The organism is Desulfolutivibrio sp. (assembly GCF_036584575.1).
GTDB lineage: Bacteria > Desulfobacterota > Desulfovibrionia > Desulfovibrionales > Desulfovibrionaceae > Desulfolutivibrio.
On the sequence record NZ_JAZHDB010000037.1, the window covers coordinates 38,681 to 52,453 of the forward strand.

Genomic DNA, 13,773 nt, shown 5'->3' on the forward strand with positions numbered 1-13,773 from the left:
GCCGCCTGCGGCGGCCTCGCAAAAGAGCGTGGCCCGGCCGGGCCAAACGCCCGGCGCGCCCGGCTTGCCCGCCCCGATTAGCCCGACTGGCCCGTCTGGCGCTGCCCCTTGTGCAGCACAGGTCGCCGCCCGGGTCAAGGGGCGTCGTCCGCAGGGGCCCCGCTGCCCGGGTCTGTTCTCCGCGTCGATTTGGGGGTATGCAGACGGGCATCCGGAACAGCCCAGCACTTCACCCCGGATACGGGAGTCCGCCATGTCCCTATCGTCCGCGCCGCGCCCGGTCCTACGGCGTTTCCACACCATTTCGGCCGCCGTCCTCTGCCTTCTGGTTCTGGCCCTGGGCGCCGCCGCCCGGGCCGAACAGGCCGATTTCGCCCTGACCCTTTTGCACACCAACGACGTGCATGCCCACATCGACGACTTCGACGCCATGGGGCAGGAATGCACGGCCGACAAAGAAGCCCAGGGCAAATGCCTGGGCGGCGCGGCCCGGCTGGCCACGGCCATCGCCCAGGCCCGGGCCGAGGGCGGGAACTCCCTGCTCGTTGACGCGGGCGACTGGTTCCAGGGAACCCTGGCCTACACCCGCTTCAAGGACGAGGCCCTGCGCGAGGTGACCAGCCGCCTGGGCTATCAGGCCATGGCCCCGGGCAACCACGAGTTCGACGACGGCCCGGCCGTGCTGGCCAGCTTTTTGTCCGGCGTCCCCTTCCCCATGCTGGCCTGCAACATGGATGTCGCGGCCGAACCGCTTCTGGCCGGGAAGATCGCGCCGTATGCGGTTCTGGACGTGGGCGGCCGCGCCGTGGGCGTGGTGGGCGTGGCCAACGAGGACACGGCCAGCCTGTCGAGCCCGGGGAAAAATGTGCGTTTCCTGGCGGCCGAAGAGCCCCTGCGGGCGGCCGTGGCCGAACTGGCTGGCCAGGGGGTGAACATCATCATCGCCGTCAGCCATGCCGGGTTCGAGCGGGACAAGGAGCTGGCGGCCGCCGTGGCGGGCCTGGACGTCATCGTGGGCGGCCACAGCCATCTGCTTTTGGCCAACGGCGCGCCCGAGGCCGTGGGCCCATACCCCTTGCGCATCTCCGGCCCGGACGGGGAAACGGCCTGCGTGGTCACGGCGGACTCTTGGGGCAAATACCTGGGGCGGCTCAATCTGCGTTTCGACGCCGCCGGACGGGTGGTGGCGGCCGAGGGCGACCCCCGGCCCATGGACGCGGGCGTGGCCCAAGATCCGGGCATGGCGGCCCTGGTGGCGACCTATGAGGAGCGTCTGGCCCCGTTTCGGGCCACGGTGGTGGGCAGCCTGGAAACGGCCCTGCCCCTGTCCCGGGCCGACTGCCGGGGCGGCGAATGCCTCATCGGCGACATGGCGGCCGATGCCGTGCTGGCGGCGGCCGGACGCCATGAGGCCCGGGCCGCGCTGGTCAACGCCGGTTCCATCCGGGCCGGGCTGCCCGCCGGGGAGGTGACGCTCGGCGCCGTGCTCACGACCTTTCCCTTCGGCAACACCCTGGTGGTGTGCGACCTTCTGGGCGCGGACCTTATGGCCGCGCTGGAACACGGGGTGAGTCTGGCGCACGATCCCTTGGGCTCTGGGACTGGACGGTTTCCCATGGTGGCGGGGCTGCGCTATGCCTTCGATCCGGCCCGGGAGGCGGGGTCGCGCATCCTCTCGGCCCAGATTCAGGGCCCGGACGGAAAATTTTCGCCTGTGGACCCGGCCGCCGCCTATCGCGTGGCCATCAGCGACTACCTGTCGCGCGGCGGCGACGGCTACGGCATGCTGAAAGACCGGGCCAAAAACGTGCTGCTCGACGGCCGGACCATGGACGAGATGGTGGCCGGATACCTGGCGGCGCATTCGCCGCTGAAGGTGGAGCTTGATGGAAGGATCGAGAGGAAGGAGGCCGGAGAATAGGCGCTGGACGGACTGCCAGGCGAATTTTTCTTCGGCCTTCTATTGGGGGCCTCCTGAGCGTTTCGTACCCCAAAATCTGTCCGATGAGAATCCTAGTTATTCAAATGATTGCCGCTCGCTGTTTCATATCATCCCGGTTGGTGCTCGAGACGTCCTTTCTCATACATCCTGACGGGGCGAAGGCCCGGCAAGACCTCGGTCAGGCCTCGATCCCACAGGCATCCGCCCAGCCTCAGGCCTCTGTGCCTGTTCTGGGGACCACGTTCGCCCCCCGAAGGCGGCGCGGTCCTTCACCTGGGTACGGGGGAAAAAACCGCCGAGGAGAATCCTGGTTTGCTCTTTGAGCGTCTTTAGCGTCTTGAACACTTTCATTTTCAGTGTGGGTTTCAAAAGTCGCGCCCAGACAAGGGTGCTCATTCCGTTTGCAAGACTCTTCTTGTATCTGTCCTCTCCGGCCCCGAAGTCGTAAAGCTCATGGTTCTTATTGGCATTGTAGACAATGGCCAGGGTATGGGCGACGAGACCTGGCCGGATTTTGTTGTCTTCGGCATAGTGGAATCCGCACTGATAAAAATAGACGGTTCCATTGTACACATGATTGTAGAGGTATCCGATAAGCTTTTCGCCTGCGGTTATCTTCAGCACTTGAAGCTCATGAAAGGAGAATCTTGACTCCAATAGCTTGTCATTGAACTTGATGACATATGGATTTAGAGAGGAGACGATTCCCTGGGCATCTTTTCTCAATCTGCCCAGATAGTACATTTCCTCAAGCATCTCCCTGGCAGACTCTATCGAATCGGCTTCGTGTACGTGCAACTCTCCAAATTCATTGTAAGATCGCATGGACCTTTTGATCTGGCTTCGCGTATTTTGGGACAGCGTCGCCAGGAAGGAGTCCAGCGTCTTGCCGACTTTTGTCAAATCAACATAGTATGCAGGCTTGTTATAGTCATATATAATGTATTGTTCTCCGTAAACAGCAAAGTCTTTCCCTGGAAAGTCCTGAATTGAGGCTCCCGGAAAGTAAAACTCATCCCACTTGAACGGAAAACTGTTGACTATATCGCGAATCGAAATATCTGTGTCTTTCAGCTTCAGGAAATGATTGTATATTCCACAAATAGAATCCAGATAGAGATCACCGCAGGAATACACGCTCACCAATCGTGTCGGAACCACCCCTTGACGCATTTTTTTTGATGTTGTCACGATGCATGCATAAATGCAATCACCATCCTCAATAATGCGCATCAGATATAAATTCTGCATCGACTCTAGACTTGTGCACCATGTTGCAATCCACCCTGGCGATATATAATATGACGTATCTGACCTTTCACAAAGCTGCTTCCACTGAGATAGCGTACCTTCCAAATCGCTTTGCATATCTGTTAGTTCAACGCACACGTTTGTGCAGGAAAAGATGGACACGGTTACTTCCTCCCAGGCGGATGAAATATTGAACTCGCGTGCTGCTTCATCAACCAAAACCCTGTGCTGCCTGAAAAAGAAAGGTCGCTTGCCATGCTTCAGGAGAGAGTCTGTTATCGTTGCGAAACGGGCGGATTATGGCTGAGGTGGTTGTCTTTTCGACATCTTGTACTTATACGCAACGGACATGAGTTTCCCCTTTATGCTGTCGCTAAAGAGCACATGCGTATTGCATTCGCATCTATCGTGCGCATACTTCTGTTTGTATCCATAAGACAATGGATAGCAATTCATAAGTTTTACATCCGGAAAAGTGTCGATCAGAAGCCGGAGTGTTCTCGCTATGAGTATGATGGATGGACCAAACATGGAATATTCTCTGTCATATGCCGTTCTTAAGCCGTTGTAGACTCCATTTTCAATATATCCGAATTGCCCTGCAATTTTCACCCCGTCAAGTTCAAGAAACGTCATGAGGAACTTCCCGGCAAGACAGCAATTATGAATCAACGACTCGGTGTAGACGAGATTGTCGTTCATATTAATCAAAGCCGTCCCGGTGTCTTTTTTCCATCCCGTATTCTCCATCTCATAGAAGCGTCTCATATGGGGAAGGGCTTCGGAATTCTGGTAATAGACAAGCCTGTTGTCTTTCTTTGCAATTTTTTTTTCCAATCGGTCAAGGTTTTCGCGCGTTTTCTTTGACAGGTACGTCAGGCGATACTTCTCAAATGAATCCTCAATCTCAATAGCATATGTGCGATCATGAATGGTAAAGACCTTCATGTTGTTGCGTGCGAATGCGGATGTGAGCAATCGGGCTTCCGTATCGAAACAATAGATGCTGCTTAACTTGATGACATCCCATTTGCCGTGTTGCTCCGGTAAAAGCCGGACAAGCTCCATGAAAAAAAACTCTTCCTGTCCATCCTGCACAACAGGCTTGCTTATACTGAACGATTCATGGTATAGTGTATTAAATACCCTTGCGCCATACTTTTTTTCCAGCGTGAAGGGATATATCCCCAGACACGTATCCTCCTGCCACAGGGAAAGAAAGGCTGGTGTACGGTCGGCCAGGTAACATGCGTACCAGGCATTGAGCACCAGGTAGTTATTCTGTATACTGGGATTGGCGCAGCCTTGCTCCAGTCTGAGCCATTCCCCGGCAATCTCGGGAAGGCAGGAGTGGAATTCTATACGTGTCGACCCCATTCATCCTCCTGAAACCATGCCTCACGCAACCGTATACGCATAGCAAAAAATACTCACCGGTACACGTCTCTCTGCAAACATGAGACAAAATAACGTCACGCCCTCGCGGAATTTATCGCTCGTGTCGTATTCCAAAAATTAGTAAACTGAAATTTGACAAATATAAAGTCAAAATACTTATTTTTTTTTACACAATATGTCCGTATTTTGTAAAGGATGCAACACATGCAGGATCAAAGGTGAATGTATCGGCACGAACCGCCCATTACGTTTAAAAGGACGACGACGTTCGCCCCTCAGGGAAACCTTTCGTCTACGGCAGGCATTTTTTGCCCGTGCAATCCGTCGTGTTTGAAGCTGCACCGAAGTGTATAATAAAAGATCGATCTTGCACAGGCGTTTTGATCGCGGCGCCGAACTTTTGACGTCTCAGACGTAACCGACTTGCGAACCGTGGACGCAGGCGCATTGCTGCTGGAACGCCCGCCCCGGCCGCACGTGGCGGTCGCGGATTGCACAAGGGGCAACCCGTTTCCGATGACCTCTCGATTTATGCTGGTGAAATTGGAGGAGGCCCTCCCGGAACACCTATCTGCTCCGCGCATGACACCGCGTGGCAAGGCAGTCCGGGTCTCGGACGAACGTCCCCGGCGACCTTACAGGGTATCCACGCTCAGGCTCAGGGCGTCCCAGAATATGCGGAAGGTGCGCCCGTTGACCTCATCGATGTGGGCGCTTCGCAGGTCAAACCCCTGTGCGAACGCCTGTCCCCGGGTCGGACAGGCCACAAGGCCCTGATACATCTCCTGCCAGTCCGTGGCCGAACGCAATCCCCGCCCATACGTCTGCGAGTACTGGTACTCGGTCGCCCAGGCCGGACTGGCTGCCGCGATGTCCAGATAGTGCGTGGTCATGTCCAGCAGTTCGAGGGTTTCCCGGTCGTAGGAATAGACCTGGTAGCCGGGATTGTTGCCCGTAACCGGGGAGATGGACGGCCCCAGGCGCATGGCGGCGACCGGCAGGTCGCCGTTTCGAGGGCGCATCAGGCGAAACTCGTCGCGGTGGACATGCCCGGCAAAACTGGCCTTGATGGTTGCGGCGTACTTCACGATCAATCCGGCCTGGGCGTCGTTCCAGGCCTCGGTCAACATGGGGTCGAAGACGTCCTTGCCCTTTTTCACATACTTGGCCGCGCTGGCCTTGGAGTTGTCCCCGGGAGGGACATGGGCCATGAGCCAGACCTTTTCCCCACGGCGTTCGGCCTGGCGCAGCTCGTTATCCAAAAACTCCAACACCCGCCTCCCGGCGGCCTCACGCCCGGATCGTTTGGTCCAGAAGATGTTGTTAAGCACCATGAGCCTGCCGCCCCCCGGCCCGGGCAGGGGCACGGTGTAGCAGCCGTCGTGCGGATAGGAGTCCAGAAAAGGGACGCGCGCCGCCGGATCTTTGAGCGCCAGCCTCGCCACAAGGGGTGCTGTGGCCGAGAGATAGGGGCTTTTCGGGGCGATCCGGTAGTCCCCTTCGAAGCTGTCGTTGTTGCCCAGGGCGAGGTACAGGGGGGCATCCGGGAACCGCCTTGTCACCTCGGTGAGGACATATTCGGCGGTCTTGGCGATGAAGGCCAGAAGCCCCTCGGGCGTTACGTCGCCGGTCAACCGGGGATAGGTGGTCCAGAAGTCGTGGCACAGCAGGTCGCCCGGGAAGAGCAGAAAGTCCGGCCGGGGCGCCCGGCGGGCCATGTCGTCGAGAAAAGACTGGAAGAGGGCGTCGTTGCTGTCCTGGCCATAGGGACTGCAGACGGCGGCGTCGGACAGGATGCCGCGCCACGCGCTGGCCGGTGCGGCCGCCAGGACCGACACCTTGGCCGGGTCGGCGAAGGGGTCGAAATGGACGTCGGAAAAAAGCAGGAACATCCCGCCGCGCTGCGCCGTTACGGGCGTAAACGACGCCGGATCGCCGTCGGGGCAAACCGCGCCTGCGGGCGAGGCCGAGGCGTCTGACAGGGGGGCCTGCCGTCTCGCGCCCCAGGCCAGGCCGTTGCCGCAAAAAAGCGGCGCGGCCAGGACGGCGGCCCCGGAGACCGCAAAGTGCAGAAATGCCCTGCGCCCGATGACCTGGGCCTTCGCATCGCCATGGCGTAAGGCATGCTTTGGGTCGATCATGCTCCCTCCGTCCGGTTGCGTGTGTCCAACCTTTGGTCCGTAACGTCTGGGCCGTATACGCCAAAAGGCATGGCCCCTCTGGGCAGTGGAGGCCAAAACGCTTTAATGGAATACTTCCGTGGACCATGTCCCTTTGCCATGGCGCGTGCGACGGCCATCACAGACTGCACGGCGGGGATCAGAGTCCTTTTCTTCCCTAAAGCGCGCCTTCCCTGCTCTGACATGTCCTGCGCAAGAACCCTCCTCAAACTTCTTATTCCATAGAAGAAGCCACTTTTTCTGTCAAACCTGGGACGGATGGAGACAGGAGGGCATGGTGTCGCCGTCCCCTTTCCCCTGATTGCCTGCTGCCGGGGAAGATGCTGCCGCTGGCGGCGTGCTCAAAGAGGCTGGCCCCATCGATATGCGAGAAAATCCCGGCAAGGGCCGCCGCTGGCTGGACTGAGGCTCGCGGCGAGGGGTGGGAGGTAATCACCTCACGACCGCCACCCATGCACAAAGAAAGGCCCCATCCATGATGGACGGGGCCAGTAGGTTTAGACTCAATGTTCTTTTTGCGTTTTCGTGCAGTTGTTTCAGCCAATTCTGTAGAGCTGGTGGTTACTCCACCTTAAGTTTGCCAGTTTTTTCGATTTCACCGGCCTGGTTATGCTCTACTTCAGAAGGCCTTCTCCGCTTCTTTATTGCCCAATGGTCTCGCCTCCGTTGAGGTTGCAACCTAAAACCACCTGGGACGCAATTCATATATAGGCCCGGGCCGGAAGGTTGTCCAGGGGTTTCTCAAAATACTTGTCCAGGAGAAAACTCCTTTGCGGCCCAACATCGAAAAGATCTGGCCTGCCTGGCTTTCCCATGAGCACGTCCTCCAAAGCCTGGACCACGAACGTCGCCCGGGAGAAAACGCCCGCCGGTTGCCCGGAAGCCGCCCTCAAGACAGGGAGGCAATCAGGGATTGGGCGGTCGTAAAACGCACTCCGGCGTCGCGCATGGCCTCCAGGGCCCGTTCCGCGTCGCCCTCCCGTCGATCCACCCCGGCCACGGCGTCCGACACCATGGTCACCGTCAGGCCGCAGGCCAGGGCGTCCAGGGCGCAGCTTTTCATGCTGTATTCCGTGGCCACGCCGACCAGAAAGAGGTGGGACACATCGAGGCCGCGCAGGACGCGTTCCGCAACGCCGCCCTGGAAAAGGCTCAGGGCATCCTTGTAGATGACGATGTCGCCCGCCTCCGGGGACAACTCCGCAACGATTCGGGCCCCGGGCGAGCCTGTCAGACAGTGGGGCGCCCAGGCCGAAAACTCCTGCGAATCCTCCGAATGGGCATCGGCGCCATAGACGACCGGGGCCCCGCAGCCGCGAAAAGCGGCCTTGAGTCGGGCAATGGGGCCGATCACCGCCTGCCCCTTTGCGAAGAACAGTTTCCCGGAAGGCAGGAGGAAGTCATTCAACATGTCGATGATGACGAGTGCGCTTTTCATGCTTCACACCTCATATTTTCCCTGCGATTGATGCGCTTGTCCCCCTGTGGCGTCGCTGCCGCCGTTGGCCAGCCGTCGGCCCGCATGGCGCGGACATGGTCCGAACGCGTAGAAAGCCCCGGGCGCGGGCGGGGATGGCGCTCCATTGTCGGCGGTGGGAGTGTACCCGCCTTCCGTGCGTCAGAAAAGGGGATGGGGCAGACGGATGGCAAAGCCCCGGTTTTTCGAAACCGGTGCTTTGCGTCGTCAGCGGCGGCCAAGCCGACGGGCGGAAGGGCCTGGCCCTCCTTGGCGTGCGATGATTTGGCCGCGAACTACCCGTGATTTCTGACGAAACGTTCCGGCATGCCCCAAGGCCAGACCGCATTCGGATTCTGACCCCTGTTCACCGGTTCAACCGAAACCTCCTGTAAAACGTCCTCCTTCCTGGCGCCTACTCCATAAGCAGAAGCAGGAAGGGGGCCGGCGTGACCGTATCGGCCATGATTCTCGCCGCCTCGATGCGATTGTTGTTCATATCCGCCACATAGAGCATGCCCGCCTTGCTCACGGCCAAACCCTGGGGCGCGTTGAATTGTCCGTCATCCCTCCCCGCCTCGCTGCCGGTTGCGCCTCCGCCGTAGACTGTCCAATTCCCCGATGCGTCTCGGACCTGGATGCGGTTGTTTCCCATGTCCGCAATATAGAGGCGGCCCAAACTGTCCACGGCTGCGCCGCTTGGGTATTGAAACTGGCCTGCGGCGGCGCCTTCCGCGCCGGTTGCGGTCCAATTCCCGGCGGCGTCCCGGATCAGGATGCGATTGTTCCCCATGTCGGTGACGTAGAGCATTCCAGTGGCGGCCACTGCCACGCTGCTCGGCATGGAGAATCCCCCGAGGCTGGAGCCTGGGGCGTCGATGGCCGTCCAAACGCCTGAGGTATCGCGAACCTGGATGCGGTTGTTCCCCATGTCGGCGACATAAAGATTGCCGGACCCGTCCGTGGCTATGCCGAGTGGCTGGAGGAATTCTCCGACATTACTTCCCGCTTCGCCCAGGCTCGTCCAGACGCCGGACGTGTTGCGCATCTGGATGCGGGAATTGCCGGAATCGGCCACATAGATGTTGCCCGCAGTGTCCACGGCAACGCCTGCCGGGCCAAGGAATTGTCCGAGGTCGGAGCCTTCGGCGCCGATGGCCGTCCAGACGCTGCTTGGGCCGCGAATCTGGATGCGGCTATTTCCCTGGTCGGCGAGGTAGATGTTGCCCAATACGTCCGCAGCCAGGCCGCATGGATTGAGGAAATAGCCCACCGAGCTGCTTGCGGCGCCCCAGAATATCGGCCAAACGCCTACGGTGGCCATCGTGCCGACAAATACGCTATCGCTGGCGGCATATATCGTGCCGGAGTCGTCCAAGGCCAAGCTGTAGAGATTTATCAAGCTGTCGATGGCGGTGGCCGTCCAGACGCCGGACGTGTCGCGGACCTGGATGCGGCCGTTATAGCTATCCGCCACATAGATGTTTCCTGATCCGTCCACAGCGACGCTCGTCGGCCATCTGAACTCTCCGACCCCCGTACCATAAGAGCCGTACGGCGTCCATGTTCCGGAGACGTCTCTGACCTGGATACGGTTGTTGCTGGAGTCCGCTACGTAGATATTGCCGGATGCGTCCACGGCGACGCCCATTGGAGACGAAAACTGGCCTGCGCCCGTTCCGGAAGATCCATACGACGTCCACGCGCCGGATGTGTTGCGGACCTGGATGCGGTTGTTGCCGCTGTCGGCCACGTAGAGCTGTCCCGAACTGTCCACGGCGACCCCGCAGGGCTGCGAGAACTGGCCGTCGCCGGAGCCGCTGGACCCCAGGGTCGTCCAGCCCCCGGCCCCATCCCCGACCAATATGGAGCTGTTTGCGCTGTCTGCAGAATAAATTGATCCGGCATCATCCACAGCGATCACATTCGTCAGTTTTCCCACAGTTGCGTCCGGACCGGCGATGGTCGTCCAGTTCCCGGCGCTGTCGCGCTTTTCTATTTCGTTATATGTCACATTGAGAATATATATCGTGCCATCGCTCTTGACGACAGTACTTTTCGGCAGTCCCGCCCCGTAGGTGAATTGACTGGTGTCGACTGGCGCAAACCTTGAAAAGACCAGTTGGCTCGCCGCAAAGGCCGCCGTCGCCCACAGGCCGAAAACAAAGACGAAAAGGATGGAAATGGTTTTACGCCTCATAACGCCTCCCGATGTGCTTCTGCGCGACTGCCGCGTGAATACGGTTTCATGCGAATACGCCGGACTGCCGACAATGGTGGCGACTCCCTGGCGCTTTGGGCGAAGCGCCTTCCGAGATGCTCCCCAGCGCATACGGCGGCCGATTTCGTCCGCAATGCGTCCCGAACGCTTGGGGCGGGCGGCGCCAGGTCGACCGGGCCGGGGTTTGAGGAAGAGCGTCCGCCCATGGCCGCCCTCCACGCGTTGAAAAAGAGGCATACGGATCGTAACACTGCGTATTCCGAAATTTTTCCCAAAGTAACCAGAGGCTGTCATGCCGACAGATAACCCGAAACCGTCAGGGGGTCTGTCAAGGATTTCCATGATCTTTGCGTAGCGGAATTCGGGGACACGGGGCCGCGCCGGGCCAGGGGGGAGGGGAAACCGGGATGTCCCGGCAAGACGGCAGGCGGGTTCGCCCGGGCCTCGCGTCAGGCCCGAAACGTCCGGGCAGGCGTGGACGCAGAGCCCTCGCCCGAAACGCCCAGGCGTTTCTTACGCAATACGGGTCTCCCCGTCCGGGCGGCGACACGAAAAAGGCCCGGGGGGCCGTCGGCGCCGTCCGGTCAGCCGTGCCGCCGGATGGCGAACTTGCGCAGCTCGTTCATGCTGGAGAGCCTGAGTTTGCGGATCAGGCGGCCGTAATACGTCTCCACGGTGTTGGCGCTGATGTTGAGCGCCCGGCTTATCTCGGAGCTGGTCTCGCCGCGCCCGAGCCTGCACAGGATCTGCTCCTCCCGCTGGCTCAAGGGGGCGGCCTCTCCCTGCTCCGGGGCCAGCACCCGTCCGGCCAGACTGCGCAGAACCTCGGGGCTGGCGAAGCGGTTCCCGGCCGAGACCGCCGCAAGGGCCTGAAGCAAGACGTCTTCCACCTCGCGCTTGGTGACGTAGCCCATCGCCCCCCGATTAAAGGCCCGCTCGATGGACCTGCTGTCCTCGTGCATGGAATAGATGAGCGTCGGGACGTTGCGGGACGTCAGGTCGTCGATGAGGTCGAGCCCGGACTCCTCGGCCAGGGACAAATCCACCAAAGCCACGTCGGCCCGGGCCTCGTCCAGGCAGGCCAGAAGCTCCGCCCGGCTGCCGGCTACGCCGCACACGCCATGGCCGCTCTGCTCAAGCAGCAGGGAGAGGCCGTTGCGCATGACGGGATGGTCGTCGACCAGAAAGACGCGTATGCTGAATGTTGCGCCTTTATCCATCAAAAACCTCCTGGTTCATCCTGTCCGTCTCGCACAAAAGGGAACAGACCACCATGGTTCCGCCAGCGGCGACGTCCTCTATGGAAAGGGTCGCCCCGATCATCCTGGCCCGATAGGCCATGATGCGCATGCCCAGTCCCCCTGCGGTCAGGGCCGCCGCCTGGCGGCCGACGCCGTCGTCGCGCACGGCGAGGGTCAGCCGCCGATCCGGCCCGCAGCAAAGGGATATGTCGATACGGGCCGGGCGGGCATGCTTGACGGCGTTGGTCACCGCCTCCTGGGCGATGCGATAGAGCTGGACAAGATGTTCATTGCGGCAGTGTGCGCAGGACAACGTCCCGGCATACCGTATCTGCACCCCGCTGGCCTGCTCCATGCGCTGCGCCAGTTCGGCCAGGGAGGCTTCGACCTCACCCGGGGCGTGCTCCACCGGCCACAATCCCCGGGAAAGGGCGTAGGCCTGACTGACCGAGTCCTTAAGCAGCGTGAATATTTCCGCGACCTCCGACGCCACGCCCGGCTCCGCAATGGGACGCCGGGCAAGGACCGCGCAGCGCACCCGGGTTCCGGCCAGTTGCTGGCACAGGCCGTCATGCAGGTCGTGGCTCAAACGGCGGCGCTCCTCCTCGCTGACGTTGACGATCTCCCGCTCCAGCCGGGCGCGCTCGTCGATTTCCGCCCGCAAGTCGGCGGACAGGATCTCCACGGCCGTAAACGCATTGGCGAACCGCTGGGCCAGGGCCAGGGCCTGGAACAACACAAAGGCAAGAAAGCCGAACAGGAGGATGCTCCCCTCGTAAAAGCTGATGATATGTCCGTAAATTTCGCTCAAGGTGGCGGCCGAAAAGGAAAGATATCCCAGTAAAAGCAAACTGGCGCCATCACGACCCCGTCGCACGCAGATGATAAGCATGGTCAGGAAATAGCCATTGAGAATTACGGTGGACAGGGCGAACCAGTACAGCACGGAATAAATGACAAGATCCTGTTGCGTCAGCACAATTAAAACAAAAGTAATGTTACGCAAGTCACACAAATTCTGTACGAAACGCAAAAATTCAACTGGATATAAAGATCTATAGAATCTGTATGCCACAGAAGACATAACAGGATAGCTTATTACTGAAATTTTTTGGATAACTCCTGGATCAGCATTCATGACAAACAAATTTATCAACCAATCTGACGGATCAGATGTCACATAATAACAGATCAACAAGAGACAATTCAGGCTGAAATAGAGGGTGGATGATTCCTTTCTCTTCAGGAAATAGAGAACCAAATGATACGCGGTCATGATCAGCAGGCTGCCGACAAAAAACATTCCCCAGGACCAGATCCGGCTATGCATCCGTTCCAACTGGTCCGGCAGGCCAAGCAGGACCGGATAAAGCAGCCCTCCCCGGCGAAACGCATGGTTGGACACCTGCAGCACCAGATCGATGGGCTTCCCCTGGCTGTCTACCCGGGCCATCACCAGGGAGCGTTGCGGCGTTTCGGCGGCGGAGCTGCGTCCCAGTTCGCCGCTTTGGGCGACAAGCCTGCCGTCGGCCCACAGCCTGTAGGCGGCATGGATGCTGATAAGCCGCAGGGCCAGCCGACGAACCCCGGGCCCCGGCGACAGGCGTAGGCGGAAGGTGGCTTGGCCCTGGCCGGACAAGGGCTGGCCGTGGAGCATCTGGCCTTTCCACGTGCCGGGAAGATTCATGAAACCGGACGGCTGGGGCGGGGCGAGGCCGGGTCTGAAGTCCTCGGGAGAAAGCAGCCGGTCCCAGTAGAACTCCCATTGCCCGTTCAGGGCGACCGGGCCGTCCCGGGCCATGTCCCAGTCGGCAAGATCCAGCACGCCATCCCGGGCAAGGGGCGCGCCCTTGTCGCGTGGGGCGCATCCAAAGCCGAGCAGAAGGAGCAGAAGCGCCAGAGGGACGGCCAGCGACGCCAGCAACGGCCGGACATGTGAACTCATGGGCATGCCCTCAGGAGGCGTCTCCGAACGTGGCCCGAAGAAGAAGCGAAGGGGCGGCAGCCTCGCCAAGGCCCCGCCGTGACCGGCGGTGTCCGGCGGATACTCTCGCGGTACGTTCGCTTCCCGCCTTCTTCCGTCC

At 60.1% G+C, this 13,773-nt stretch carries 8 protein-coding genes; 1 reads left to right on the top strand and 7 read right to left on the bottom strand.

What is annotated here, in order from left to right; translation table 11 throughout:
- The first annotated feature begins 253 nt into the window (after nt 1-253).
- On the top strand, nt 254-1,921 hold the full coding sequence (locus V3572_RS02850) for a bifunctional metallophosphatase/5'-nucleotidase (RefSeq protein ID WP_332109463.1): 1,668 nt from the start codon (nt 254-256) through the stop codon (nt 1,919-1,921).
- A 159-nt stretch (nt 1,922-2,080) separates the two neighbouring features.
- On the opposite strand, the gene V3572_RS02855 is transcribed toward V3572_RS02850, so the two are convergent.
- The 7 genes from V3572_RS02855 to V3572_RS02885 form a co-directional block, all read right to left on the bottom strand.
- Nucleotides 2,081-3,175 (bottom strand): GNAT family N-acetyltransferase, encoded by a 1,095-nt coding sequence (locus V3572_RS02855; protein WP_332109464.1) that lies wholly within the window; start codon nt 3,173-3,175, stop codon nt 2,081-2,083.
- A 315-nt stretch (nt 3,176-3,490) separates the two neighbouring features.
- Nucleotides 3,491-4,570 carry a GNAT family N-acetyltransferase gene (locus tag V3572_RS02860; RefSeq protein WP_332109465.1) on the bottom strand — a complete coding sequence of 360 codons (1,080 nt, stop codon included), beginning with the start codon at nt 4,568-4,570 and terminating at the stop codon, nt 3,491-3,493.
- 656 nt (nt 4,571-5,226) lie between these two features.
- Nucleotides 5,227-6,732 carry a metallophosphoesterase gene (locus tag V3572_RS02865; RefSeq protein ID WP_332109466.1) on the bottom strand — a complete coding sequence of 502 codons (1,506 nt, stop codon included), beginning with the start codon at nt 6,730-6,732 and terminating at the stop codon, nt 5,227-5,229.
- Between the two features lie 928 nt (nt 6,733-7,660).
- Nucleotides 7,661-8,209 carry a cysteine hydrolase family protein gene (locus tag V3572_RS02870; RefSeq protein ID WP_332109467.1) on the bottom strand — a complete coding sequence of 183 codons (549 nt, stop codon included), beginning with the start codon at nt 8,207-8,209 and terminating at the stop codon, nt 7,661-7,663.
- A gap of 433 nt (nt 8,210-8,642) precedes the next feature.
- Nucleotides 8,643-10,427: an NHL repeat-containing protein gene (locus tag V3572_RS02875; protein WP_332109468.1), complete on the bottom strand. Its 1,785-nt coding sequence runs from the start codon at nt 10,425-10,427 to the stop codon at nt 8,643-8,645.
- A 605-nt stretch (nt 10,428-11,032) separates the two neighbouring features.
- Complete coding sequence (locus tag V3572_RS02880; RefSeq protein ID WP_332109469.1) at nt 11,033-11,668, bottom strand: response regulator transcription factor; 636 nt, start codon at nt 11,666-11,668, stop codon at nt 11,033-11,035.
- Nucleotides 11,661-13,634, bottom strand: a complete 1,974-nt coding sequence (locus V3572_RS02885) for a sensor histidine kinase (RefSeq protein WP_332109470.1) — start codon at nt 13,632-13,634, stop codon at nt 11,661-11,663. Before V3572_RS02885 ends, V3572_RS02880 begins: the two co-directional genes overlap by 8 nt.
- Nucleotides 13,635-13,773 lie beyond the last annotated feature (139 nt).